The 26,932-nt window shown below is 66.3% G+C and carries 20 protein-coding genes and 1 riboswitch; of the genes, 17 read left to right on the top strand and 3 right to left on the bottom strand.

The features are described from left to right. Positions 1–287: 287 nt before the first annotated feature. From COW1_RS07770 to COW1_RS07725, 10 genes are all read left to right on the top strand, one after another. Positions 288–1,007, top strand: coding sequence for a DNRLRE domain-containing protein (locus COW1_RS07770; protein WP_096365540.1), 720 nt, complete (start codon positions 288–290; stop codon positions 1,005–1,007). A gap of 146 nt (positions 1,008–1,153) precedes the next feature. Beyond that, entirely contained in the window at positions 1,154–3,397 is a 2,244-nt protein-coding gene (locus COW1_RS07765) for a PKD domain-containing protein (protein ID WP_172844257.1), read from the top strand. 11 nt (positions 3,398–3,408) lie between these two features. Next, positions 3,409–5,451, top strand: a complete 2,043-nt coding sequence (locus tag COW1_RS07760; RefSeq protein ID WP_096365544.1) for a TonB-dependent hemoglobin/transferrin/lactoferrin family receptor — start codon at positions 3,409–3,411, stop codon at positions 5,449–5,451. Positions 5,452–5,534: 83 nt separating this feature from the next. Beyond that, a complete protein-coding gene (locus tag COW1_RS07755; protein WP_197703006.1) occupies positions 5,535–6,461 on the top strand; it encodes a hypothetical protein in 927 nt (308 codons plus the stop codon). Between the two features lie 18 nt (positions 6,462–6,479). Then, positions 6,480–7,058 (top strand): HugZ family protein, encoded by a 579-nt coding sequence (locus tag COW1_RS07750; protein ID WP_096365547.1) that lies wholly within the window; start codon positions 6,480–6,482, stop codon positions 7,056–7,058. 41 nt (positions 7,059–7,099) lie between these two features. Next, the gene (locus COW1_RS07745; RefSeq protein WP_201345932.1) at positions 7,100–7,984 is read left to right on the top strand and encodes a hemin ABC transporter substrate-binding protein; all 885 of its coding nucleotides are present in this window, start codon (positions 7,100–7,102) and stop codon (positions 7,982–7,984) included. Beyond that, the gene (locus COW1_RS07740; protein ID WP_096365552.1) at positions 7,977–9,104 is read left to right on the top strand and encodes an iron ABC transporter permease; all 1,128 of its coding nucleotides are present in this window, start codon (positions 7,977–7,979) and stop codon (positions 9,102–9,104) included. The genes COW1_RS07745 and COW1_RS07740 overlap by 8 nt, the downstream gene beginning before the upstream one ends. Then, a complete protein-coding gene (locus COW1_RS07735; protein ID WP_096365554.1) occupies positions 9,101–9,949 on the top strand; it encodes a heme ABC transporter ATP-binding protein in 849 nt (282 codons plus the stop codon). Before COW1_RS07740 ends, COW1_RS07735 begins: the two co-directional genes overlap by 4 nt. Before the next feature lie 22 nt (positions 9,950–9,971). After that, positions 9,972–10,295 (top strand): DUF2470 domain-containing protein, encoded by a 324-nt coding sequence (locus COW1_RS07730; RefSeq protein ID WP_096365556.1) that lies wholly within the window; start codon positions 9,972–9,974, stop codon positions 10,293–10,295. 62 nt (positions 10,296–10,357) lie between these two features. Continuing rightward, complete coding sequence (locus COW1_RS07725) at positions 10,358–12,145, top strand: ABC transporter ATP-binding protein (protein ID WP_201345931.1); 1,788 nt, start codon at positions 10,358–10,360, stop codon at positions 12,143–12,145. 63 nt (positions 12,146–12,208) lie between these two features. Here the strand turns inward: COW1_RS07725 and COW1_RS07720 are convergent, their stop codons facing one another. From COW1_RS07720 to COW1_RS07710, 3 genes are all read right to left on the bottom strand, one after another. Beyond that, positions 12,209–13,405 (bottom strand): ribonucleotide-diphosphate reductase subunit beta, encoded by a 1,197-nt coding sequence (locus tag COW1_RS07720; protein ID WP_201345930.1) that lies wholly within the window; start codon positions 13,403–13,405, stop codon positions 12,209–12,211. Positions 13,406–13,514: 109 nt separating this feature from the next. Next, complete coding sequence (locus COW1_RS07715) at positions 13,515–16,367, bottom strand: ribonucleoside-diphosphate reductase subunit alpha (protein WP_370590902.1); 2,853 nt, start codon at positions 16,365–16,367, stop codon at positions 13,515–13,517. Between the two features lie 138 nt (positions 16,368–16,505). After that, positions 16,506–16,727, bottom strand: a riboswitch (cobalamin riboswitch). 36 nt (positions 16,728–16,763) lie between these two features. Next, a complete protein-coding gene (locus tag COW1_RS07710) occupies positions 16,764–17,654 on the bottom strand; it encodes a LysR family transcriptional regulator (RefSeq protein ID WP_096365564.1) in 891 nt (296 codons plus the stop codon). A gap of 101 nt (positions 17,655–17,755) precedes the next feature. Between COW1_RS07710 and metE the strand changes: the two genes are divergently transcribed. The 7 genes from metE to COW1_RS07675 all read left to right on the top strand — a co-directional run bounded on the left by metE (position 17,756) and on the right by COW1_RS07675 (position 26,739). Continuing rightward, positions 17,756–20,062 (top strand): 5-methyltetrahydropteroyltriglutamate--homocysteine S-methyltransferase, encoded by a 2,307-nt coding sequence (metE, locus tag COW1_RS07705; RefSeq protein WP_201345928.1) that lies wholly within the window; start codon positions 17,756–17,758, stop codon positions 20,060–20,062. 253 nt (positions 20,063–20,315) lie between these two features. Next, entirely contained in the window at positions 20,316–20,828 is a 513-nt protein-coding gene (locus tag COW1_RS07700; protein WP_201345927.1) for a sigma-70 family RNA polymerase sigma factor, read from the top strand. Next, the gene (locus COW1_RS07695) at positions 20,825–21,781 is read left to right on the top strand and encodes a FecR domain-containing protein (RefSeq protein ID WP_197703007.1); all 957 of its coding nucleotides are present in this window, start codon (positions 20,825–20,827) and stop codon (positions 21,779–21,781) included. Before COW1_RS07700 ends, COW1_RS07695 begins: the two co-directional genes overlap by 4 nt. 257 nt (positions 21,782–22,038) lie before the next feature. Beyond that, a complete protein-coding gene (locus COW1_RS07690) occupies positions 22,039–24,438 on the top strand; it encodes a TonB-dependent receptor (protein ID WP_201345926.1) in 2,400 nt (799 codons plus the stop codon). Positions 24,439–24,607: 169 nt separating this feature from the next. Then, complete coding sequence (locus COW1_RS07685) at positions 24,608–24,880, top strand: hypothetical protein (protein ID WP_096365574.1); 273 nt, start codon at positions 24,608–24,610, stop codon at positions 24,878–24,880. A gap of 7 nt (positions 24,881–24,887) precedes the next feature. After that, positions 24,888–26,435 carry a PepSY domain-containing protein gene (locus tag COW1_RS07680; RefSeq protein ID WP_201345925.1) on the top strand — a complete coding sequence of 516 codons (1,548 nt, stop codon included), beginning with the start codon at positions 24,888–24,890 and terminating at the stop codon, positions 26,433–26,435. Then, a complete protein-coding gene (locus COW1_RS07675) occupies positions 26,428–26,739 on the top strand; it encodes a DUF3325 domain-containing protein (protein ID WP_201345924.1) in 312 nt (103 codons plus the stop codon). Before COW1_RS07680 ends, COW1_RS07675 begins: the two co-directional genes overlap by 8 nt. Positions 26,740–26,932: the final 193 nt, after the last annotated feature.

Genomic DNA, 26,932 nt, shown 5'->3' with positions numbered 1-26,932 from the left:
CGCCCGGTGCCACCCGCCGCCCCGGCGGGAATGATTGCCGGTATGGGCAATCGAGCCAGCCACCTCGCCCGTCCGGGCCAAGGCAGCCAGCGATAGACAGGACTGACGTGTTTCCGGCTTCGGAAGCGCGCAGGCACGTGTTTGTGCTTCGCGCTCTGCCGCGATGCATCGCGTCCTGGCGTCAATCCCGGGTTGCCAGCTACCACGCCGTTGCGGCGTGGCCAGCCAGCCTTCACCGACACGCAAGCAATAACCGTAACAACAAACATAGCGAAGGAGTCTCGATTATGAACAAACTGCAATCCCTGCTGCTGGCGTCCGTCACGGTCGGTCTGTCCACGAATGCCGCTGCGGTGAGCTTCGCCGCGACCGCGGATACCTACATCTATGAGTTCCTCGGCAATCAGCCCGGCGGCAATGTCCTGGTGGCGAATCACGAATCCAATCATGGCATGCGCGGCCTGATGGACTTCGATGGCCTCGATGCCTATCTGCCCAGTCTTACCGCCGGTGGTTTCACCGCCACGCTGAACCTGTTTTCCGTCTGTGATACGAGCGGTTTCGTCAGTGCCTGCGCCGGTGAACCCAATGCCGCCGTTACCACGGATGTCCTGGCGCAGAACGGTGCCTGGGGCGAGGACGATGCCGGTCTGGCCTGGAGTGACATCAACGAAGGTGGCAAATACGCCGACTTCACCATCAGCAATGCGGTTGATCAGTGGCTGAGCATCGATATCACCTCCCTGGTAGAGGAATGGCGCAGCAATGGCAGCACCGGCGACGGCATCATTCTGTCCCAGGAGGCCTATCCGGTGGTGCGCAACGATGCCGGTTCGATGGCCGTGGCGCAGTTCCTGTCCAGTGACTACGCCGATGCGAATTTCCATCCCTATGTCGATGTGCAGGTCTCGGCCGTGCCGGTGCCGGCCGCTGTATGGCTGTTCGGCTCCGGTCTGGTCGGTCTGGTCGGCGTCGCCCGCCGCCGCAGGCAGGCCGTGGCGGCATAAGCCTCCCCAGTCAGTCGCATGGATGCGAGCAGTGGCTAGGGAGGGCCGCTGGCGGGGCATGACGGCAGCCGTAGGCAATGGCGCGGTCGTCGCAGGCGCCCGCCTCAATTAATCAAAGACAAACACGCGTACGACTGATGATGACGATGAAGATGCGATGGCTTGTTGCCCCGCAACTGGCACTGCTGCTTGTCGGTTGCATTGACAGCGGCCTTGAGGATACCGAGTCAGAGGCACTGTCCCCGGCCGAAGCTGCGGCCTTGCCTGACAATGCCTACTTCGATGCCGATGGCGCAGCGGTGCAGGTGCTGGACGCCACGAAAAATGACGTCTGGGTCTACTATGACCTGGATACCTACAGCGTCGTCACCCTCCAGGACCCTCAGGCCAATACCGAATGGGACCTGGCGTTCAACCGGTTCAGGGTCAAGCTCAACGGCGGTGTCAGCGGCACTGCCGGCGTCGCAGCGGCGGGCTTGCAGAATACCGCACTGTTCGATGTCATGGCCGCGCCCGCCACGGGTTTTGTCAGCGACCGCTCCCTGAACGAGCTATCCGATATCGAGTTGCTGAAACTCGGCGACAATCTGTTTTTCTCGGTCTGCGCGTCCGGACACGACGATGCGGACAAGGCCGATTACTGTCTGGCCAATGACCAAGTGGATCGCAGTCACCTCAATCCCGACGAGGCCGCCTATGCCCTGCTCACCCAGGGCAGCGGTGTGGTGGTTGCGGCCGACGGCAGCGACGGCGATCCCATCCTGGGCTGGTATGATTACTATGGGTCGGAGGGGCATGTACTGCGCCCCGCCGACGATACCTGGGTGGTGCGCAGCAGCGACGGCATCGAGTTCGCGCTGCAGATGCTGGGCTATTACGGCCGCAACGAGGGCGATGCCGAGCCCGGGACGATCGCCTTCCGGTATGTTTCCCTGACCCCGGGCTTTGAAATCCCCCAGCCCGGCGCGCAGCAATTGCAGGCCCGGATCCAGGTCGACAGCCTGACCGGCACGGCGCCGCTGACGGTGAATTTCACCGGCAGTGCCGAAGGGGTGGAGGGCACGGCCGACTGGCACTGGGATTTCGGCGACGGTGGCACGGCGCAGGTGCGCAACCCCGCCCATACCTATACCCAGGCGGGCACCTACACCGCCAGCCTCACTGTCACCGATACCCGCGGTGTTGCGGCCGCGGCCACGGTCAGCAGGACCATCACCGTGGCTCAGCCCGGCGCGCAGGCGCCGCAGGCCGATGCCGGCGCCGATCAGACGCTGCAGCTGGCCAGCGGGGAGAATTCCACCACCGTCACCCTGGACGGCTCGGCCTCGGCCGATCCGGACGGCCAGATCGTCAGCTATGTCTGGATCGGCACCGGCGCGGATCCGGACGATGTGGCCCAGCCGCAGCTGGTGCTGTCGGCCGGCAGTTACAGTTTCACCCTCACCGTGACCGACGACAGCGGCAACAGCGCTACCGACACTGCCGCCGTGACGGTGAATGCCTCCGACAATGCCTCGCCGACCGCCGCGGCGCAGGCTGACCGCCTGCAGGGCGCCGCGCCGCTGGCCGTGACCTTCACCGGCGCGGCCAGCAGCGATCCCGACGGTGCCATCACCGGCTACGACTGGGACTTCGGCGACGGCAGCGCCCATGCCTTCGTCGCCGTTCCACCGGCCCATACCTACACCCTGCCGGGCACTTACAATGCCTCGCTTACGGTGATGGACGATGGCGGGGCAAGCGGCAGCGACGGTCTGGCGGTGCTGGTGGGCTGGCCGACGACCCGCGACACCTATGTCTACGAGTTCCTAGGCAATCAGGCCGATGCCACCGGCGACAGTGGTGGCTTCAACATCTGGAACCATTCCTCGGAACACGGCGGCAAGGCGCTGCTGGACTTCGACGACAGTCTGCTCAACGCCGCGGCGCTGGCCGGCGGTCCCGGCACCTACACCGCGACCCTGTGGCTGTATTCCGTGTGCGAACTCGGCGGTCTGGTCGCTGCCTGCCCAGGCGATGCGGATGCAGACAATCCCTTCACCCCGGGCACGGCCACGGTCAAGACCGATGTGCTGCTGCAGACCCGCAACTGGGATGAGGCCGGTGCCATCGACTGGGCCGACATCGACGAGACCGGCGCCCCGGTCGCCACCCTGACTCAGGCGACGACCGGGCAGTGGCACAGCGTGGATATCACGGCGCATGTCGAGCACTGGGTCAACGCCGGCACTACCGGGGCAGGCCTGGCCCTGAGTCAGGAGGCCTATCCGGTGCTGCGCGCCGACAACGGTTCCATCCCGGTCGCGGTGTTCTGCGACGCGGAGTCCAGCAGCGGCGCCTGCAGCGCGGACAACTTCCGGCCCTACATCATCCTGCAGGCCGCTCCGTGACGGGCAGGGCAATGACTGGCGCAACGCGGTTCCGGCTGTTGGTCTGGCTGAGCGGGGTCTGCTTGTGTCTGCCGGGCGTGGGCGTGCGCGCCGAGGGCGATGCCTATGCGCTGGACGAGATCAGCGTGACCGCCACCAAGACCGAGCGCTCGTTGTTCGAGACTCCGGAGGCGGTCAGCCGCGTCGGCCTGGAGGAGTTGGAGCGCAAGCAGGTGCAGAAACTCAGCGATGCCCTCAAGGACGTGCCCGGGGTGAGCTTCGGCGGTGGACCGCGCGCCGTGGCCGAAGAGCCCAACATTCGTGGTCTCAGCGGCAGCCGCATCCTGATCACGGTGGACGGCGCCAGGCAGAACTTCACCTCCGGCCACAAGGGTCGGGTGTTCATCGAACCCGAACTGCTCAAGTCCGTGGAGGTGATGCGAGGTCCCGGCTCGGCCCTGTACGGCAGCGGTGCGCTGGGCGGTGTGATCGCCATGACCACCAAGGATGCCTCGGACTTCCTCATGCCGGGCGATCGCTTCGGTGTGCGCTTGAAGACCGGCTTCCAGGACGCCAACAGCGACAAGCTGGGCACGGGCATTGCCTTCGGCCGGCTGGATGTCGGCGGCGGGCTGGAATACCTGGCCAGCGTGACACGCCGCAGCGCGGATGACATCCGCCTCGGTGGCGGCGAGGTGCTGGACGATTCCGCCGAGGCCAGCTGGGCCGGCCTGGCCAAGCTCAAGTGGACGCCGACCCCGTTTCAGCACATCAGTTTGTCCCGTCAGTACAGCTTCGATACCGGCGAGGTTCCGGCCCAGGCCGATACCCGCACCTCGGCCACCGCTGTGCTGACCGATCGCGAGACCGAGGTCAGCATCGATCGCCTGACCTGGCGTTACGAGCGCCCGGACGACCCCTGGCTGAATTTCGACCTGTCCGCCTACAACACCGAGCAGACGCTGCGGGAAAAACGCATCGGAACCAATGGCCGGCTGGATGCCATCGATTTCGATACCCGCGGCCTGGAACTGCGCAACAGCTCGCGCCTGGAACACGGCGGCGACATCCGACACCGCTTCAGTTACGGCCTTGAATACTATCGCGACCGGATGAGCAGCCGTGAGGGAACTAGCAGCAATGATGCCTTCCCCGATGCCATGGCCGATTTCGTCGGCATCTATCTCCAGGACGAGATCGACCTGGATGGTACCCGCCTCGGTGACTGGGTGCTGATTCCCGGTCTGCGCTATGACCGTTACGAGAGCCGTTCCGATCGGGCCCGGGCGATCGGGGTGGCTGATGAGACCACGGCGAATCATGTCTCGCCCAGGCTCGGGCTGGTCTACCAGGCCACTGACTGGATGAATCTGACCCTGAACTATTCCCAGGCCTTCCGCGCGCCCAATTTCCAGGAGTTCTACATTTCCGGCAATCACTTCGGCGCCAACAACTTCCAGCCCAATCCGGAGTTGGACCCGGAGCGCCTCGCCCATGGCCTGGAGGCGGGGGTGCGCATCCGCCGCAATGACCTGCTCGAGCCGCGCGATCGGCTGCGGCTGCGCGCCAGTCTGTATCGCAACGAGTACGAGGATTTCATCGACAGCATCGTCACCACCACGGTCAGCACCTTCGACAATATCAGCGAGGCGCGTATCCGCGGCACCGAACTGGAGGCGGACTATTACTCGCCCACGCTGGACCTGGATGCCAGCCTGGCGCTGACCGTCACCCATGGCGACAACCGGACCGACGGCGAGCCGCTGTCCGGGATCCCCGGCCATTCGCTTACGCTCAATCTGCGCAAGTATATCGCATCCTGGGGCGTGTCAGTGGGGTGGCGCGGAGCCTTCCATCAGCGCCAGGACCGCGTGCCCACGGGCGCGCCGGAGACGCCGGGCTACAGTGTGCATGACCTGTACCTGACCTGGCTGCCATTGGTCCCGCAGGCCGTGGACGACATGCAACTCAATCTCGGTGTCGACAATGTGTTCGACAAGGAATACCGGCCGCACCTGAGTACGCTGCCGGCAGTGGGGCGCAATGTGAAAGTGAGCCTGAGTCTGCAGTTCTGAAGCCGTTGCGGGTGACGGCGGGGGCCCGCGTTGACCGAAACAGCCCGCAGGCCGGGATGCAGGAACCTCATGAAAGGAAGACGATGAACACATACAGACGAACACTGATTCGCACGGCACTGCTGCTCGGCGTTGTGGCCAGCAGTTCCACCCAGGCCCTGACCATTCAGTTCGATTATCGCTACGACCAGGGTTTTTTCTCTGCGCAGGAACGTCGCGACCGACTCGAGCAGGCGGCCGGCTTCTTCGCCGGGGTCCGGGACAGCCTGGCGCCCATCGCGCCGAGCGTGGACGACCACTGGAGTGTGTGGTTTCACAACCCATCCAACCTGGGCGGCGGCCAGGTGCGGGAAGACAATCTGTTCGTCGCGGCCGATACACTGCGGGTGTTTGTCGGCGGCGCGGCCATGGGGGCGGGCGTACTGGGCTATGCCACCACCGGGACCCTGGAGGGCGTGTCCGGCTCGGCCGGGTTCGTCGACGCCGTCACCAGCCGCGGCCAGAGCAACACGTACGGTCCCGGCGCCACCGACTATGGCGTCTGGGGCGGCGCCATAGCCTTCAACAGCGATGCCAGCTGGCACTGGGGCGCGACCGAGGCGGGCCTGGATGCCAGCCGCAGTGACTTTCTGACCACGGCGGTGCACGAACTGGGTCACATCCTCGGCTACGGCCCGGCCGATTCCTGGGCCGCGCAGCAGCAGGGCGGGCTGTTCCTGGGCGCCGCCGCCATGGCCGCTTATGGCGGGCCGGTGCCCGTCGGCGGCGCCCACTGGGCCGAGGGCGTGACCGGACATTACGCCGGTCAGCCGCAGGAGACCCTGCTGGATCCATCCACTCCAGCCGGGATGCGCCAGTATCCGACCGATCTGGACTATGCCGGTCTGCAGGACATCGGCTGGGAGGTCAGGGCCGTGCCGCTGCCGCCGGCGCTGTGGCTGATGGGCTCGGGCATCATGCTCATGGCGCTGACCGCGGCACGGCGAAAAACCACTGTTGACAAACATTGAGATCCGGAGGAAGACACCATGGCTGCATCCAAACCAGACCTTGAAGTCGTGCGCAGCGAGTACGAACAATTCTCGCAGCATTTCGAATCCCTGCTGATGGCCACCGTCAGCCCGGAGGGCGAGCCCAACGCCAGCTATGCGGCCTATGTCCGCCAGGGCAACGACTTCTTCATCTTCGTCAGTGAGCTGGCCTCGCATACCCGCAATCTGAGGGAGGACGGCAAAGTCAGCGTGCTGTTCATCGAGAACGAATCCGACAGCAAGCATCTGTTCGCGCGCCGTCGCGTCACCTACCAGTGCGAGGCCCGGGAGGTGGATCGTCATGATGAAACCTTCCGCCCCGTGCTGGAACATTTCGCCGGCAAGTTCGGCACCCTGATCGACACCCTGCGGGAGTTGAAGGATTTCCATCTGTATCGGCTGCATCCGCTGCGGGCCACCTATGTTGCGGGTTTTGCCAAGGCCTTTGTCATCGAGGGCGAGAACCTGGACAAGGTGCGCCATCTCAACGACGTCGGTCATCGCAGCGAACGTCGGGAAGTGGACGAACGTATGGACGAATGGCAGGACGAGGACTCCACCGCGCCCCGTGCCTGAAGGCAGCGGTGCGGATGGCGGCAGAGGAAGGCGATATGCAGATGATGACACTCAAACAGGCACTGGCGCTGACGCTGCTGGCGCTGTGCATGCGGGCGGGTGCGCTCACGGCGGCTGAACCGTCAGCGCAGCGCATCGTCAGCGTCGGCGGCTCGATCACCGAGATCGTCTATGCCCTGGGCGCCGGCGAGCGGCTGGTCGGGGTGGACACCACCAGCCTGTGGCCGGAGGCCGCGCAGGCGCTGCCGCAGGTGGGCTACCAGCGCAATCTTTCCGCCGAGGGCGTGTTGTCGCTGGCACCGACCCTGGTACTGGCCACGCATGAGGCGGGTCCGGCCGATGTGATCGAGCAGCTGCGTCAGGCCGGGGTGACGGTCGTGCGCCTGCCCGACAGGCCCGAGCCCGGGGTGATCGCGAACAAGGTGCGCGGCGTTGCCTCGGCCCTGGGACTCGAGGCCGCAGGCGAACGGCTGGCCCGACGCATCGTCGCGCACCAGCAGCGGGTGACACAGCGGCTGGCCGGGATCGAGGCCCGGCCGCGGGTGCTGTTCCTGCTCGACATCGGCCGGGGCTCGCCGCTGGCCGCAGGCCGTGACACCGCGGCCGCTACCATGATCCGCCTGGCCGGGGCGGACAACGCGCTGGATGGCTTCGCCAGCTACAAACCCATCAGCGCCGAGGCCATAGTCGCCGCCGCGCCCGAGATCCTGTTGATGTCCGATGCCACCCTGCAGCAATTGGGCGGTGTCGAGGGGGTGCTGGAGATGCCCGGCGTGGCGCTGACCCCGGCGGGCCGGCAGCGGCGCATTGTCACCATGAACGGGCTTTATCTGCTCGGGTTCGGGCCGCGCCAGCCGCAGGCCCTGCAAGACCTGGCGACCCTGCTGCATCCGGAACTGGACCTGGCGGGGACCGCGCATGAGTGAGGCGCGGGTGCTGCGGCGCGGTGTACCGGCGGCGACCCGCCCGCCGCAGCCCCGGGAGGCAGCGGACCGGCGTCCCGGCCGGCACCTGCTCTGGCCGCTGCTGGGGCTGACGCTGCTGCTTGGCCTGGTGACGCTGCTGGCGCTGGGCCAGGGGGCGGTGGCGATCGCCCCGCTGCAGGTGCTGGCCATTCTGGGCGACGGCCTGGGGCTGAGCCTGCCCTGGAGTTACGAGGCCAACCAGCAGGCGGTGTTGATGGGCATCCGGGCGCCGCGGATGGTGCTGGGCATGCTGGTGGGCGCCGCGCTGGCGGTCTCGGGCGCGGCGATGCAGGGTCTGTTCCGCAACCCGCTGGCCGACCCGGCCCTGATCGGCGTCTCCAGCGGGGCGGTGCTGGGCGCGGTCCTGGTCATCGTTCTGGGTGATGTCCTGCTGCAGGGCGTGCTGGAGGATTCGGTCATGGTGGCGCTGCCGCTGGCGGCCTTCGCCGGCGGCCTGGGCGCGACCCTGCTGGTCTATCGCCTGGCCAGCGGCAATTCGGGCACCGACGTCGCCACCCTGCTGCTGGCCGGCATCGCCATCAATGCCGTGGCCGGCGCGGCGACCGGCCTGTTGACCTACCTGGCCGACGATGCCCAGCTGCGCACCCTGACCTTCTGGTCCATGGGCAGCCTCGGCGGGGCGACCTGGGACCAGGTGGCGCTGGTGGCCGTGGCCTGCCTGATCGCGATCCTGGCCATTCCGGCCTTCGCCCCGGCACTCAATGCGGTGCTGCTGGGCGAGGCCGAGGCGGGCCATATCGGCTTTCCATTGGAGCGGATCAAGACAGTGCTGATCCTGCTGGTGGCGCTGGCGGTGGGCGGCGCGGTGGCCTTCGCCGGGCTGATCGGTTTCGTCGGCCTGGTGGTGCCGCATCTGCTGCGGCTGTGGTTCGGTCCGGATCATCGCCTGCTGCTGCCGGCCTGCGCCCTGCTCGGTGCGGCCCTGCTGCTGCTGGCCGACCTGCTGGCGCGCACCCTGGTCGCGCCGGCCGAGTTGCCCATCGGCATCATCACCGCGCTGCTGGGCGGCCCCTTCTTCCTGTGGCTGTTGCTGCGTTATCGCAACCGGAGCGGATTATGAATCTTGAGGCCAGCGACATTTCGGTATACGCCGGCGCGCGCGCCCTGCTGCACGGCGTCAGTGTCCGGCTCGCCCCCGGCGAGGTGCTGGCGGTGATCGGACCCAACGGCGCCGGCAAGAGTACCCTGTTGAAATGTCTGGCGGGAGAGACCACGCCGGCCGCGGGGCGGATCGGCATCAATGGCCGGGCGCTGGCCGACTGGCCGCACCGGAGTCTGGCGCGGATGCGGGCGGTACTGCCGCAGCACTCCAGCCTCAACTTTCCCTTCCGGGTGCGCGAGGTGGTGGCGATGGGCCGCAGCCCGCATGCCGGCGCCCCGGCCGGGCACAATTCCGACATCGTGAACGCGGCGCTGACCGCCGCCGATGTGCAGCATCTGGCCGGGCGCGACTATACCACCCTGTCCGGCGGTGAGCGCCAGCGGGTGCAGCTGGCGCGGGTGCTGACCCAGATCTGGGAGCCGGCAACGGAGGGCCCGCGCTATCTGCTGATGGACGAGCCGACCTCGGCGCTGGATCTGGTGCATCAGCATCATGTGCTCGGGGTGGCGCGCCGCTTTGCCCGTGAGCAGGGCATCGGGGTGCTGGCCATTCTGCACGATCTCAATCTGGTGGCCGGTTATGCCGACCGGGTGGCGGTACTGCAGCAGGGCCGGCTCCGGCGCCAGGGGCCAGTGGGCGAGGTCATGCAGCCGGCGTTCCTTAGCGAGGTGTTCGGCATCCCGCTGCTGCGTCTGCCGCATCCCACCGTGCCGGAACAGCCGGTGCTGATCGCCCGGCCGCAGACGGACAGGGCCGATGCGCCGACCACGCCGGCGGCGTGGCCTTCGGCGATCAATTCATAGTGACAGGTAAAGGAGCGACAGCATGAGCCAGACGCAGACGGACACCGACTTTCTCGCCGCCGAGGAGAAGGCGCGCATGATCGAACACATGAATGAGGATCATGCCGATGCCGTGCTCAATTATGTGCATGCCTTCCTCGGGGTTCAGGCAGCCACCGCGGCGCGGTTGCTGGACATTGACCGCGATGCGATGTCGGTGGAATATCACACCGACCAGGGCCGGGTCCTGGGCCGGATTCCCTTCACCGAACCGCTCACCGGCAAGGCACAGATCCGCCCCGTGCTGGTGGAGATGGCGAAGGTGGCGCGGCAGCGGCTGGGGCTGGCCGTGCCGGCGCCGCATTGACGGCGGTCCAGGCCAGGGACATGGGGTAGAATCGATGATGTCGCCTGCCCTGTGGACGCTGCATGACTACCCATAACTCTGCCACCGCCGGCTACGACTGGTCCCGGGTCCTGGCGCTGGTCCTGCGCCATCGCCGCGAGCTCGTCGCCGCCCATGCCATCGCCGTGCTGGCGGTGCTGGCCAGCGTGCCGCTGCCGCTGATGCTTCCGTTGCTGGTCGACGAGGTGCTGCTGGAACAGCCGGGTACGCTGGTGGGCTGGATGGACCAGCTGTTCCCGTCCGCCTGGCACGGGCCGGTGCTTCACATCGGCGCCATCCTGCTGCTCACCGTCGCCCTGCGCTTCGTCTCGGTGTTGCTGAACGTATGGCAGACGCGCCAGTTCAGTCTGATCGCCAAGGACGTGGTGTTCGTCATCCGCCGCGATCTGCTGCAGCGGCTGCGGCGCATCTCCATGAGCGAATACGAGACCCGCGGCAGCGGTGCGGTGAGTTCCTACTTCGTCACCGACCTGAATTCGATCGACAACTTCATCGGCATGGCGGTGGCCAGGTTCCTTATCGCAGTGCTGTCGCTGGTGGGCGTGACCGCGGTGCTGCTGTGGCTGCACTGGCAGCTGGCGTTGCTGATCCTGTTCCTGAACCCGATGGTGATCTGGTTCAGCGTCAAGCTCGGCACCCGGGTCAAGCACCTCAAGCGGCGCGAGAACCAGGCCTTCGAGCAGTTCCAGGGTGCCCTGACCGAGACCCTGGATGCGATCCAGCAGATCCGCGCGGCCAACCGCGAACAGCATTACCTGCAGCGGGTGATCGATCGGGCCGCGCGCGTGCGCAGCGACTCGGCCGCCTTTTCCTGGAAGAGCGATGCTGCCGGCCGGCTGTCGTTCTTCATCTTCCTGCTCGGGTTCGATCTGTTCCGCGCCGCGAGCATGCTGATGGTGGTGTATTCCGACCTGAGCATCGGCCAGATGATGGCGGTGTTCGCCTACCTCTGGTACATGATGACGCCGGTGCAGGACATCCTCGGCATCCAGTATGCCTATTACGGCGCCCGTGCCGCGCTGGAGCGCATCAACGGCTTCCTCGGCCTGCGCGCGGAGCCTGGCTATGCCGGGCGGAAGAATCCCTTCACGGACAAGCGCGGCGTGGCCGTACGCATCGAGGATCTGCATTTCGCCTATCGTGATGAAGAGCCGATTCTGGACGGCATCAGTCTCGACATCCCGGCCGGCCAGCGGGTGGCGCTGGTCGGCGCCAGCGGCGGCGGCAAGTCCACCCTGGTACAGGCATTGCTCGGCCTGTATCAGCCCACGGCCGGCACCATCCGCTTCGACAATGTGCCGGTCGCCGATATCGGCCTGGATGTCGTACGCGAGCATGTCGCCACCGTGCTGCAGCACCCGGCCATCTTCAACGACAGCGTGCGCGGTAATCTCACCTTCGGGCGCGAGTATGACGATGCGCAGCTGTGGCAGGCACTGGAGCGGGCGCAGCTGGCGGAGGTGGTACGGGAGCTGCCGGGCGGGCTCGATGCCGAACTGGGCCGCCAGGGCGTGCGCCTGTCGGGCGGCCAGCGTCAGCGCCTGGCCATTGCCCGCATGCTGTTGGGCGATCCGCAGCTGGTGATCCTGGACGAGGCCACCTCCGCGCTCGATACCGAGACCGAAGCCCGGCTGCTCGACGACCTGGAGGAATTCCTGGCCGGACGCACCGTGCTCATCATCGCCCACCGCTTGAGCGCGGTGCGCCGCGCCGACCGCGTGCTGGTGTTCGAGGCCGGCCGCATCGTGGAGCAGGGCCGGCACGGGGAGTTGATCGAAGCGGGTGGACTGTACAGCCGGTTGTACGCCTAGCGGTTCATTCGGCCCGGTGTCGCAGACATCCGTCTGCCACCGCCATGGGACAGGCGTAGACCGTCAGTCCCAGTTCAGGGCGCCGCCGGTCTGGTATTCCGTGACCCGGGTCTCGAAGAAGTTTTTCTCCTTGCGCAGATTGGCCTGCTCGTCGAGCCAGGGCAGGGCGTTTTCCGCGCCCGGGAAGGGGTCGTCCAGATCCAGCTTGCGGGCGCGGCGATTGGCGATGAAGCGGAACTGCTCGATGTGCGCGTCGGCGGAATAACCGAGGATGGGCTCGGGCAGCAGGAACCGGGCATAGGCGGTTTCGGCGGCCTCGGCCTCGTCCCACATCTCGCGCACCGCCTGCGGATCGAGTCGGATGTTTTCTTCATGCAGGATCTGCTTGACCACGCGCAGGCCGAAGGAGGCGTGCAGGACCTCGTCGCGCATGATGTATTGCAGCTGCTCCGCCGTGCCTTTCATCAGGCCGCGTCGCTGCAGGGCAAACACCGGCGAGAAACCGTTGTAGAACCAGGTGCCCTCGAACACCGCGGCGAAGAACACATAGGCCATGACGAAGTCGTTCAGGGCCTGCGGCTCGCGCAGATCGATATCGGGCCGCATCACGGTGTCCAGGCGCTGATTGGCGATACGGATCTTGTGGTTGAGCTCGGGGATGACGCGATAGCGATTGTAGATCTCGCCCTGGTTCAGGCCGATCGACTCGATGCAGTGCTGATAGGTCCAGGTGTGCAGGGATTCCTCGTACACCTGGCGGGCCTGGTAGATCTGCAACTCCGGCGCCGACATCTTCTCCATCACCGCCAGGCCGATGTTGCGCATGGCCAGGATATCGGAAGTGGTCAGGTAGGCCAGAACATTCTCGTAGACGTGGCGCTCTTCCGAGGTCAGGGAATAGTGGTAATCGTGCACGTCCTGCGCCATGCCGATATCCAGCGGTGTCCAGTGATTCTTGTTGGCATTGATGAAATAGTCCCAGGCCCAGGGGTACTTGAACGGCGCCAGCTGATTGATGTCGGTGTGGCCGTTGATGACGCGCTTGTCTTCCGGATTGATCGGCTTGAGGTCGCTGGGGGTGATGCCGGGCAGGGCCGTGTCGGTAGTGCGCGCATGCGCACCTTCGACGGGGGCGGGATGCGCATCCGACGCCGTGCCGGCGGGGTGTGCCGATCCCGGTTGAGGATTGAATTTGCCGGGTTGGGTCGGCGGCGTGTGTTGCGGGCCAGCCTGAGTGAGCGGGTCGTCCCAGTTGAGCATCGTGTTCTCCTCTTTCGGGCAATTGCGTAATGTGATGTTGCGTCATTGCGAGGCGCGCAGCGTGCCGCTCGCAATGGCGCCGGGCAGAGATGAGCGCGGGTTTCCCCGCCTACTGACAGGCCTCGCAGTCGGGGTCGAGGATCGAACAGGCGCTGGCGGTTTCGGCGCCGGTGCTGCCTGCTGCCGTGATGCTGCCGCTGACCGGCGCCGCGCCGTGCTTCTCCACCCCGGTCGCCCCCATGGAACGCAGGTAGTAGGTGGTCTTCAGCCCGCGCACCCAGGCCAGCTTGTAGAGGTTGTCGAGCTTGCGTCCCGAGGGCTCGGCCAGGTACAGATTCAGGCTCTGGGCCTGGTCGATCCATTTCTGCCGACGGGCGGCAGCCTCGACCAGCCAGCGCGGATCGATCTCGAAGGCGCTCAGGTACTTCGCCTTGAGCGCCTCCGGGATGCGGCCGATCTTCTGCACCGAACCGTCGTAGTACTTGAGGTCGTTGACCATCACCTCGTCCCACAGGCCGTGCGCCTTGAGATCGCGCACCAGGTAGGTGTTGATGACGGTGAACTCGCCCGAGAGGTTGGATTTCACGAACAGGTTCTGATAGGTCGGCTCGATCGACTGCCCCACGCCGCAGATGTTGGAGATGGTCGCCGTCGGGGCGATGGCCATGGTATTGGAGTTGCGCATGCCCACGCGACGGACGCGTTCGCGCAGGCTGTCCCAGTCCAGCGTGTACTCGCGGTCCACATCCAGATAGCCGTCGCGTCCCTCCTCCAGCAGGGCGAGGGAGTCGATGGGCAGTATGCCCCGGCTCCACAGCGAGCCGTCGAAGCTCGGGTAGCGGCCGCGCTCTTCGGCCAGGTCGGTCGAGGCCTTGATGGCATGAAAGGACACCGCTTCCATGGAGCGGTCGGCAAACTCCACCGCCTCCATCGAGGCATAGGGGATGTCGAGCTGATACAGGGCATCCTGAAACCCCATCAGGCCGAGCCCGACCGGGCGGTGGCGCAGATTGGCGCGTCGCGCCTGCGGGACCGAGTAGTAGTTGTAGTCGATGACGTTGTCGAGCATGCGCATGGCGGTGCCGATGGTGCGTTCGAGCTTGTCCGGATCCAGGCCGTCGGCGCCGACGTGGCGCGCGAGGTTGATGGAGCCGAGATTGCATACCGCGATCTCGTCATCCGAGGTGTTCAGTGTGATCTCGGTGCACAGGTTGGAGGAATGCACGACGCCGACATGCTGCTGCGGCGAGCGCAGGTTGCAGGGGTCCTTGAAGGTCATCCACGGATGACCGGTCTCGAACAGCATGGACAGCATCTTGCGCCACAATTCCACAGCTTGGACCCGGCGCGAGACACGGATCTCGCCGCGCGCGGCCTTCGCTTCGTATTCCGTGTAGCGCTGTTCGAATTCCCGGCCGGTGAGATCGTGCAGATCGGTCACCTCGTCGGGTGAGAAAAGCGTCCACTCGGCCGCCTCGGCCACCCGTTTCATGAACAGGTCGGGGATCCAGTTGGCGGTATTCATGTCATGGGTGCGGCGGCGCTCGTCGCCGGTGTTCTTGCGCAGTTCCAGGAAATCCTCGATGTCGATGTGCCAGGTCTCCAGATAGGCGCATACGGCCCCCTTGCGCTTGCCGCCCTGGTTGACCGCCACCGCGGTGTCGTTGGCGACTTTCAGGAATGGCACCACGCCCTGGCTCTTGCCGTTGGTGCCCTTGATGTGGGCATCCATGCCGCGCACCCGCGTCCAGTCGTTGCCCAGACCGCCGGCGAACTTGGACAGCAGTGCATTGTCGCGGATGCCGGAATAGATACCGTCGAGGTTGTCGGGAAGGGTGGTGAGATAGCAGGAGGAGAGCTGCGGGCGCAGGGTGCCGGAGTTGAACAGGGTCGGGGTGCTGCTCATGAAGTCGAAGCTGGAAAGCAGATCATAGAACTCGATCGCCCGCGCCTCGCGCTCGATCTCGTTGCTGGCCAGGCCCATGGCCACACGCATGAAAAACGCCTGCGGCAGTTCGAAGCGGGTCTTGTCATGGTGTATGAAGTAGCGGTCATAGAGGGTCTGCAGACCCAGATATGTGAACTGCAGATCGCGCTCGGGCTTGAGCGCGGCGCCGAGCCGATCCAGGTCGAAGCGGGTCAGTTCGCTGTCGAGCAGTTCCAGTTCCGCCCCGCGGTGGATGCAGGCCTTGAAGTAGTCGGGATAGCGCGTGGCCATTTCCGCCTGGGTGACCCGGGCGCTGCCGCCGCCGACAAAGCCCAGTGCCTCACGCCGCAGGTTGTCGAGCAGCAGGCGGGCGGCGACGTGGCTGTAGTCGGCTTCGCGATCGATCATCATGCGCCCGGCCATGACCAGTGCCTGGCCGACATCCCGCTCATGCATGCCGTCGAAGAGGTTGCGCCGGGCTTCCTGCAACACCGCGGCCGTGTCCACGTCCGTGAGCCCGGCGGTCGCCTCCTCGATCAGGGTTTCGATGTGGGCCAGGTCGAGCGGCCGGGTGCTGCCGTCATCGAGCGTAACCGTGAGTACGGCCTCGTCCTCGGCCGGCCGGCCCGCGCTCGCTGCGCGCCCGGCGGCGCGTCTTTCGGCCTGCTGATGGCGGTACAGGACATAGGCACGGGCGGTCTTGTGCTCGCTGGCGCGCATCAGCGCCAGTTCGACCTGATCCTGGATGTCCTCGATGTGGACGGTGCCGCTGCCCGGCACGCGTCCGAACAGCGCGTCGATGACCTGGTCGGTCAGTTGCTCGACGGTCTCGTGGACCCGGCTGGAGGCCGCGGCGGTGCCGCCTTCCACGGCCAGGAAGGCCTTGGTCATGGCAATGGCGATCTTGCTGCGGTCGAAGGCGGTGACCTTGCCATTGCGGCGGATGACGCGGTAGCCGGTTGGCGTCGGCGGTTCCGGTTCCGGCCGCCGGGCGGCCGCCGGCGTCGGCGATTCGGTTGCGGTGGTGGTTGTCAGCATGCTCTCCCCCTCTCTGCGTGGTGGCAGTGTGTCGATGACAGCGGGAGACGCGCGGGCGAGGCTGGCGGGCCGGGATCGGGAAATCTGGCGGCTCTGCCACCCTGAGGCCTTGGCGCGAGACCCGGGTGCATGGATTCGTGCGGAATCCACTCCGGCAGGTATTCGGGCTCGGGGGCTCGAACGGCGGTTGCCGTTCACCTGTGCCACGGCTTCCCATCCCGAAGGACAGTGCCTGTGCGTGCTGCACCTGTGGCGTCGTTCCCCCATACCGCTGCGCGACAGCCCCGGATTCTCACCGGGTTCCCTGTTGCCGCAACCACAATATCTAGTGGTCGCACCGGAGGTGAAGCCCAATATAGGAGATAATCGGGCGGGGTTCAAGCGGGTGGCGATCTATCTTTCGGCCGCCGTCGCCAGGGCGATGAAGTCTGCCAGCCAGGGTAGTTCGGCCTCGGTGGTCCGCACGGCCGCGTACATGCGCCCGCCCATGCCTTGCGGGCCCAGCGGCCGGGCCGCCAGGCGATCGGCTTCCAGAGCCGGGCGCAGGACCCAGTCGGGCAGCGCAGCCAGGCCGCGGCGGCTGGCCACCAGCTGCAACAGGACGGCGGTCAGTTCGCATTGGCGGACCTGCGCCGGCGTCACACCGGCCGGATCGAGGAAGTGGGTGAAGATATCCAGCCGCTGCTGCGGGACGGGGTAGGTGATGAGTGCCTGGTCGGCCAGGTCCTGCGGGCGGATCCAGTCGCGTTCAACCAGCGGATGGTCGGTCGGCATGGCCAGGAGGGCGCGATAGTCGAACAACGGCTGGAACTCCAGCCTCGGCCGCTCGATGGGGTCGGAGGTGATGACCAGGTCGATGTCGCCATCGATCAGTGCGGGCAGGGCATCGAAGTGGTCCGGCGTGCGGATGTCGATCTCGACTTCCGGCCAGCGCTGGCGGAAGTCCTCCAGCAGTGGCAGCAGCCAGTCGAAGCAGGCATGGCATTCGATGGTGACATAGAGGCGGCCGACTCGGCCGGCAGCGATTCCCAGCAGACTGTGTTCGACCTGCTCCAGCGCCGGCAGGACTTCCTGCGCGAGCGCGAGCACACGTTCGCCGGCCGGAGTGAGGCGGATCGGCCGACTGCCGCGATGGAGCAGCGTCACCCCGTAGTGATCCTCCAGGGTGCGAAGCTGGTGAGACAGTGCCGACTGGGTCAGATGCACTCGCTCCGCCGCCTGCGCCAGGCTGCCGCTGGCCGCGAGGGCGGCGAGGGTGCGGAGGTGCCGGATCTCGATCGTCATGAATAAAATTCAATTAAATAATGAAAATATTGAGATTGATTCATTTAAGTGTCGGGCACCATACTCCGCGGCCTCATTCAGAACAAGAGGCAGACGACACCATGACCACGACGCATAATCTCGGTTTTCCCCGTATCGGCCATCGGCGCGAACTGAAATTCGCCACCGAACAGTACTGGCGCGGCGAGATCGATCGCGACACTCTGCTCAGGACCGGGCGCGAACTGCGCGAGCGGCACTGGAAGCTCCAGCAGGCGGCCGGTCTGGACCTCATTCCCGTGGGCGACTTCTCGCTCTATGACCAGGTCCTGGACCATGCCGTGATGTTCGGCGTCGTGCCGCGCCGCTTCGGGCATGCGGGCGGTCCGGTCGATCTGGATACGATGTTTCGCATGGCCCGGGGCCGCGCCCCGACCGGCACACCGGCCGCGGCCTGCGAAATGACCAAGTGGTTCGACACCAACTATCACTACCTGGTCCCGGAATTCGAGACCGATACGCGTTTCGCCCTGTCCTCGGAGCACCTGTTCGAACAGGTCGAGGAGGCCGGGGCATTGGGCATCCCCGTCAAGCCGGTGCTGCTGGGGCCCCTGAGTTTTCTGTGGCTGGGGAAGTCGCGGGACACCCGCGCGGCGCCCCTGGCGCTGCTCGAGCAGTTGCTGCCCGTCTACGGTGAGGTGCTGGAGCGGCTGGCCGGGCTCGGCGCCGACTGGGTGCAGATCGACGAGCCGATCCTGACCCTGGACCTGCCCGCCGCCTGGCACAAGGCCTTCGAATCGACCTATCATCGATTGCAGAGCGCTCCGGTGAAGCTGCTGCTCACCACCTATTTCGGTGCATTGCAGGACAACCTGTGTCTGGCTGCCAACCTGCCCGTCGCCGGCCTGCACATCGACGCCGTGCGCGCCCCGGAACAGGTCGCTGCCGTGGCCGACTGGCTGGCGCCGCACAAGGTGCTCTCCGTGGGCAGCGTCGACGGCCGCAACATCTGGCGCACCGATCTCAGCGCCGCGCTCGATCGCCTCGAGCCGCTGCGGGAGGCATTGGGCGAGCGTCTGTGGATCGCGCCTTCATGCTCGCTGCTGCACGTGCCGGTGGACCTGGGGCAGGAAGACAGGCTGGATGCCGAACTGCGGTCCTGGCTGGCCTTCGCCACGCAGAAGGTCGAGGAGGTCAGCGCGCTCAAACAGGCCCTGGACCGTGGTCGCGAGGCCGCCGTGGCCGCCCTGCAGGCCAGCGATGCGGCGGTCCACTCCCGGGCGCGGTCGCAGCGACTGCACCGGCCCGAGGTGCGCGAGCGGATGGCGCGCGTCGACGCTCGCATGTCTCAGCGCCAGCACCCCTACAGCGAACGCGCCAGGGTGCAGCATCAGCGACTTAACCTGCCGGCCTTTCCGACCACGACCATTGGTTCCTTCCCGCAAACGGACGAGATCCGCGCCGTACGGCGCGATTTCAAGGCCGGGCGTATCACCGCGCAGGCCTACGACGACAAGATGCGCGAGCAGATCGCCTATGCGGTCAGACAGCAGGAGGACTATGGCCTGGATGTCCTGGTGCATGGCGAGGCCGAGCGCAACGACATGGTCGAGTACTTCGGTGAGCAACTCGAAGGCTATGCCTTCACCCGCTATGGCTGGGTGCAGTCCTATGGCTCACGCTGCGTGAAGCCGCCGATCCTGTTCGGCGACGTGGTGCGCCCTCACCCCATGACCGTGGAGTGGGCGCGCTACGCCCAGGCGCTGACCGACAAGCCCATGAAGGGGATGCTGACCGGGCCGGTGACCATGTTGCAATGGGCCTTCGTGCGTGATGATCAGCCGCGCGAGGAGACCTGCCTGCAGGTCGCACTGGCGCTGCGTGACGAGGTCACCGATCTCGAAGCCGCGGGCATCGGCGTCATCCAGATCGACGAGCCGGCTCTGCGCGAAGGTCTGCCGCTGCGCCGCGATGACTGGACGGGCTGCCTGGCCTGGGCGGCCCGCTGCTTCCGCATCGCCGCCAGCGGCGTGCGGGACGAAACCCAGATCCATACCCATATGTGCTATTCGGAGTTCAACGACATCATCGAGGCCATCGCGGATCTGGATGCTGACGTGATCACCATCGAGACGGCGCGCTCCGATATGGAACTGCTGGATGCCTTCCACGACTTCGATTACCCGAACGAGATCGGCCCCGGGGTCTACGATATCCATTCTCCGAACCGTCCGGAGGTGACGCAGATGGTCGAGTTGATGCGCAAGGCGGCGCAGCGCATCCCCGCCGCACGTCTGTGGGTGAACCCCGACTGTGGGCTCAAGACGCGCGGCTGGCCCGAGGTGGAGGATTCGCTGCGCAACATGGTCACGGCCGCCAGGCAACTCAGGCGGATGCAGGGACAGGATATCCGGACGACCGGGTCCTGATCGGGTGCATGCCGGCGTTGCTGCGGTCAGTGCCGGGAGCGGCAGTTGCCATCAGTTCAGGTGGCTCCTGCTGCATCTCGGCAGAGCTGTACCTTGTGGCGCTCCAGCCAGGCCTTCAGCACGGCCATGTGACGGGTGGGGCGGCTGCCGTCCTGCTGCCCGCTCTTTCTACTAACAATAACGATTATCATTTAGATTATTTTTATTGTATAGTCTGCTGGGAATGTCATAGGCAACACCTGATACCAGCGCCATGTCATGGACTTACGAACAGCATCTGGCGGACTTCTACCGTCAGCATCACAGTTGGCTGCAGCAGCTGTTGCGTCGGCGAGCAGGCTGCTCCGAGACCGCGGCTGACCTGGCGCAGGATACCTTCCTGCGGCTGCTCAGCCGCGACGAGGACCTGAGCCGGATCGATTCGCCGCGGGCCTATCTGACCCGCATCGCCCAGGGGCTGCTGGCCAACCACTGGCGCCGGCGTGACATCGAACAGGCCTATCTCGACGCCCTGAGCCGGCAGCCGGAAGCGCTCGCGCCCTCGCCGGAGGTGCATCACCTCATTGTGGAGACCCTGTATCGCCTGGATGCCGCCCTGCGGGACCTGCCGGAGCAGGTCCGCCAGGCCTTTCTGTTGTCCCGGCTGGAGGGCGTGCGCTATGCCGACATCGCCGCCGAGTTCGGGGTCAGTGTGCGTATGGTCAAGAAGTACATAGCCCGGGCCATGCTGCAATGCCTGCAGGCGGATCTGGATCTGGCGGCATGACACAACGCCATGCAGGCAGCAGCGTGGACCCGATGGACGCCCTGGAGCAGGCCGCCGAATGGTTTGCCTGTCTGCAGGGCGAGGAAGTCAGCGCCACTGAACGCGAGCGCTGGCGGCAGTGGCTGCAGGCGAGTGCGGCGCATCGCCAGGCCTGGGCGCGGGTGGAGCGAATCGACCACCAGTTCCGCAGCCTGCCCGCGCAGCCGGCGCGTCAGGCGCTGCAAGCGGCCGGTCGCAGTCGGCGCCGCTTCCTCAAGGGGGTGGTCGGGCTGGGCCTGGTGGCACCGGTGGGCTGGCTGGCCTGGCGGCAGATGGCGCCGACGGCGGGACTGACCCGGCTGCACACCGCCACCGGCGAGATCCGCGAAATCGAACTCCCCGATGGCAGCCGGCTCTGGCTCAACACCGACACGGCCGTGCATCTGGATTACACCCCGGCGCTACGCCGGCTGGAACTGCTGGCCGGCGAGGTCCATCTCGCGACCGCCGCCGATCCGCGGCCGCTGCGCATCGACACACCGTACGGCCCAGCGTCGCCCCTGGGCACCCGCTTCAGCGTGCGGCTGGAGGAACACCGGGCCCGGGTCGCGGTGAGCGCCGGACGGGTCGCGGTCACACCCCGGCAGGGCGCCGGGACCAGTGAGATCGCGGCCGGCCGGGTGCGGACCTTCACCCGCCGGCAGGTGTCGGCGAGCACGCCGCTGACATCGCAGGACGCGGCCTGGCCCCGCGGCATGCTGGTGGCGGATAACCTGGCGCTGGGCGCGTTTCTCGCCGAACTGGAGCGCTATCGGGTGGGCGTGATCCGCTGCGATGCCGGGGTTGCCGACCTGAAACTGGTCGGCGCCTATCCACTGGAGGATACCGACCGCGTTCTCGCGGCCCTGGAGGCCAGCCTGCCGGTCCGGGTGACGCGCATCACCCCCTGGTGGGTCAGCGTACAGGCGCGCTGAGACAGTTCAATGCGCGTGCAATGCCTACTCAAGAAAAAATCACGATCCGGTTCGGATGGCGCTTGCTCAGCTGTCATTGCGAGCGAAGCGTGGCAATCTCATACCGCAAAATCAGCCGGTCAGAGATTGCCGCGTCACTTCGTTCCTCGCAATGACCTTAAGCATGTGTCATTGCGATGCGGTTCCCCTTTTTCCGGCTCGCGGGGCAGAGAGGAAAACCACCCTCTCAGAACGCAATTCGAATCAAGGAGTCCCGCATGCAAACGCTCAACCGCCGCAGCCGCCCGCTGGCCCTGGCTGTCAGCCTTGCCCTGATCCCGCTGTCCCCGGCCGTCCTGGCCGCGTCGCCCGACGCAGCCGGTGCCCAGTATCAGGCCACCCAGCGCTACGCTATCCCGGCCGGCCCGCTGGGCACGGCACTGAGCCGCTTCGCCGCCGAGGCCGGGCTGCTGCTGTCCAGCGATGCCAGCCTGACCGCCGGCAAGCGCAGCCCCGGGCTGCACGGTGAATACAGCCGTGAGCAGGCCCTGCGCCAGCTGCTGGCCGGCAGCGGCCTGGAGTTCCGCTTTACCGATGCCGATACGGTGATGCTGCAGCCGGCATCCGGCGCGGGCGCGATGCAACTGTCCACCATTGCGGTGACCGCCACCCGCGGCAACAGTGTCAAGGGGGAGACGCCGCAGAAGATCACCGTCATCGGCCGCGAGCGGATCGAGGAGCAGTTGCAGCACAGCACCAATCGCGGCCAGATCCTCAGCAACCTGATCCCCGGCTATACCCCGGGGCGGCAGAAGCTGACCAATTCCGGCGAGACCTTCCGCGGCCGCGATGCCCTGATCCTGATCGACGGCGTGCCCCAGTCCAATCCGCTGCGCGACAGCGCCCGCGACGGCTACACCATCGATCTCAGCATGGTCGAGCGCATCGAGGTGATCCACGGTGCCAGCGCCGAGCATGGCCTGGGCGCGACCGGCGGCATCATCAACTATGTGACCAAGCGGGCCGAGGCCGGTGAGCTCAACCAGCACGCCGCCGTACGCATGACCGCCGACAACGAGTTCCACTCCGAGGGCCTGGGCTACAAGCTGGACTACCAGGTCAGCGGCCTGCGCGGCGACTGGGACTATCTGGCCGCGGCCTCGGTGCAGGAGCGCGGCATCTTCTACGACGGCGAGGACCGCACCGTCGGCATCGACGAGATCTCGGGCGAGATCCAGGACTCCACCAGCTTTGATCTGTTCGGCAAGGTCGGCTACTGGCTGGACGACAACCAGAATCTGGAATTCTCCCTCAACCGCTTCGAACTGGAGAGCAATCACGACTATATCGCCGTGGCCGGCGACCGCACCCGGGGCATCCCCACCACCTCGCGCGAGGCCACCCCGCCGAACGACGCCCCCTTCAACGAGGCAACCACGGCAAACCTTTCCTACAAGCACCTAGACTGGCGCGACAACCAGCTCAAGGCGCAGCTCTACTATCAGCGCTTTCGCGCCCAGTTCGGCACCCACCCGACGGCCTTCCCCTACACGGATGCCATGGGCAACAGCCAACTCGACCAGACCCGCACCGAGTCGGACAAGCTGGGCGGCAAGTTCACCCTGACCCGCGCCGGCCTGTTCGATGACCGTCTCAAGCTCACCACCGGCATCGACCTGCTCCAGGACACCACCAAACAGGTGCTGGCGCAGACCGGGCGCACCTATGTGCCCGAATCGGTCCTGCACAACGCCGCCGCCTTCGTGCAGGGCAATATCCGGGTCATGGACGGGTTGTCACTGCACACGGGAGCCCGCTACGAATACGCGAAACTCGATGTCGACGATTACAGCACCATCGACCGCAGCAACGTCACCCAGGACCTGGTCCAGGTCGATGGCGGCAGTCCCGACTTCAAGGAGCCGCTGTACAACCTCGGCGTGGTGTATCAGGCGACGGACAGGATCCAGCTGTTCGCCAATTATTCCGAAGGCTTCGGCATCCCGGATGTCGGCCGGGCGCTGCGCGGCATCAGCACGCCGGGTCAGGACGTGGATACCCTGGTGAAGCTGCAGCCGATCGTGACCGACAACCGCGAGATCGGCACCCGTCTGAGCGGCGAGCGCTTCGATCTGGAGATCAGCTACTACGAATCGGACTCCGATTTCGGCGAGCGCCTGACCCAGGTGGGCACGACCTTCGTTGGCAAGCGCGAGAAGGTGGAGATCCAGGGCGTCGACGTCAGCGGCAGCCTGCGGGTCAACGAGGCCCACAGCCTGGATTTGATCTACAGCTATAACGAAGGCAAATCCGACACCGACGGCGATGGCGAGGTCGACACCGACCTGACCGGGTTCAATGTCGCGCCCGAGCGTCTTACGCTCAAGTGGCGCGCGGACTGGAACGACCGCATGTCCAGCCACGTGCAGCTCAGCCATTACTTCGACAATACCTTCAGCGACCAGACCAACGCCAACCTGCGCGAGTTCAACGGCTATGACCTGGTCGACGCCTCGCTCAGCTACCGCCTGCCGGTAGGCCGGGCCAGCCTGGGCATCGAGAATCTGCTGAACGAGGAGTACATCTCCTATTACTCGCAGACCGCACGCGACGGCGACAACCAGTACTTCGCCGGCCGCGGGCGCACCTTCACCCTGAGCTACGAGCTCGATTTCTGAACGCGGCTGGCAGCATCAGGACAGCGAGGCAGGGAATTGGCCCAGGGAGTCTTGATGCGACCTCGCTGTCGGACGGAATCCGGGCGGTCAACCCTCCTGGATCCCGGCCTGCGCCGGGATGACGGCATGGAAAACCATCGGATGCTACACAGTGCGCATGAACCGCAGAATGAAACAGGGTCTCGTCTTCGCCCAGCAGATCGGCCTTGCACTTGCCGGCGGCTACGGCCTGAGCGTGCTGCTCACCATGCTGCTGGCCCGGGCGCTCAGCGGCCTGCTGGCGCGCAGCGAGGCTGTGGTGCTGTCGGCCATGCTGGGGTTTGTCGTCTACCTGCTGGTCCTGCTCTGGGCCTTCGCCGAGCGCCGGCTGCCCAGGTTGTGGCTGGTGCTGGGGGGCGGCGGCATCGCGGCCCTGGTCATGGTGCTGCTGCATTCCGCCTGATTGAATGATGCACCGTTCCTTCCGCGAATCCATGCGCTGGCTGCACACCTGGGCCGGCCTGGTGCTGGGTGCCCTGCTGCTGGCTATCTTCTGGACCGGCACGTTGAGTGTGTTCGACAAGGAGATCGACCGCTGGATGATGCCGGCCACCCGGCTGGCGCCCGCCGATACTGTCGCGCTGGAGCCGGCCCTGGCCACGGCCCGGCGCATCGCGCCTGACGCGCCCAACTGGCGCTTCATGCTGCCGTCCGAACGGGCGGCACAGCTGCGCCTGTTCTATACCGATGCCGCCGGTGAGCTGGTATTCCGCGATCTGGATCCCCGCACCGGCCGGCCCCTGGCCACACTGGACACGCTGGCCGGTTCCGGCTTCTTCTTTCCCTTTCATTACTCGCTGCACCTGAAATGGAACGATCTCGGCTACTGGCTGGTGGGTCTGGCCGGCATGGCGATGCTGGCGCTGCTGGTCAGCGGTGTGGTGATCCACCGTAAGCTGATCGGCGAGTTCTTCGTATTCCGCCCGCGCAAGCGGCTGCAGCGCGCCAACCTCGATCTGCACAATCTCACAGGCGTGCTGGCGCTGCCGTTTCACTTCGTGGTGACCCTGTCGGGCCTGATCATCTTCTTCAATATCTATTTCCCACAGGCCGCGACCCTGGCCTACAGCGAGGCAAGCGCGCCCAACGCCACCTTCGTCGAAGAGGGCTTCGGCCGCTACCGACGGCCGGCCAGTGGCGAATCGGCCGAGCTGGCGCCACTGGGACCCATGCTGGCGCGCGCACGGGCGGCCTGGGGGGGCGACGGTCCGGGCCAGCTGCGCATCTGGCACCCGGGGGATGCCAATGCCTATGTCGAGCTGCGCCGCAGCACGTCGCGGATGGTGCGCATGAATCGCGATCAGTTGTACTTCGACGGTGTCAGCGGCGAGCTGTTGCACCGGTTCGAGGCTGCGCCCCTGATGCGGGCCCAGCGCTTCATCGCCGGAATGCATTTCATTCAGTTCGATCACTGGCCGCTGCGCTGGCTGTATTTTCTCGGTGGCCTGTCCGGCTGCGTAATGATCGCCACCGGCTTCATCTTCTGGCTGGAGGCCCGGCGCCGTCGCCATGCCCGGCAGGGACGCAGCGGGGTGCGTCTGGTCGAGGGGCTGACCATCGGGTCGGTGACCGGCATTATGATCGCCACCCTGGCCTTCTTTGTTGCCAACCGGCTGCTGCCGAGCGAAGCGACCGTGGCCGGCGTCGAGCGCGCCGCCCTGGAGGTATGGGTATTCCTGCTGGCCTGGCTGGCCGCCCTGATACAGGCCGCATGGCGCGGCGGCCGCGCCTGGCGTGAGCAGAGCCTGGCCATTGCCGGCCTGGCCCTGCTGGCCGTGGCCCTGAATGCCGTCACTACCGGGGATCATCTGCTTCGCACCCTGGCCGCGGGTGACGGGGCCGTCGCGGGTATCGACCTGATGCTGCTGACAGCCGCGGCGCTGGCGGCCTGGATGACCCGGCGGTTGCGACCGGGCAGGCGGGTCACGACGGCGGGTCGGGAGCAGCGGCGTGGCTGAACCGGTGTTGCTGGCGACGCTACTCGGCGCCAGTTGGCTTGGCTGGGCCTGGCTGGCGCTGAGCCAGGCCCGGCATTGGCGGCAGGCGGTCGGCCTGAGACTGCCCGGATGCCGGCAGATGCTGTGGCTGCGCGCTGCAGGCGCGGCGCTGCTTGGCACCGCCCTGGTGCTTGCGCTGCTGCGCGACGGCCCGTCCTTCGGTGCCCTGCTGTGGGCCATCGCGATCAGTTTCACCGCCATGGCCGTGGTGTTCATCCTTGCCTGGCAGCCCGGCTGGCTGCGGTGGCTCGCCCCCTTTCGCTAATGGCGCTGCGGTTTGTTGCCCGGACCGGATGCCGGGTATCGCGACGTTCAAACCAGCCTACGCTCGAGGCCGGGTACGCACACGTCGGTTGGGATGGAGCCGAGGCGTAATTCCGGCAATCTCGGTCTGTCACAGGTCGGCGGGATGCTGGGTTTCGTTCCACTCAACCCAGCCTACGCGCTGCGCCATTCCC

Source organism: Thiohalobacter sp. COW1, from assembly GCF_016629505.1.
In the GTDB taxonomy this organism is placed as follows: domain Bacteria; phylum Pseudomonadota; class Gammaproteobacteria; order Thiohalobacterales; family Thiohalobacteraceae; genus Thiohalobacter; species Thiohalobacter thiocyanaticus_A.
This window is presented reverse-complemented; position numbering and strand designations above follow the sequence as displayed.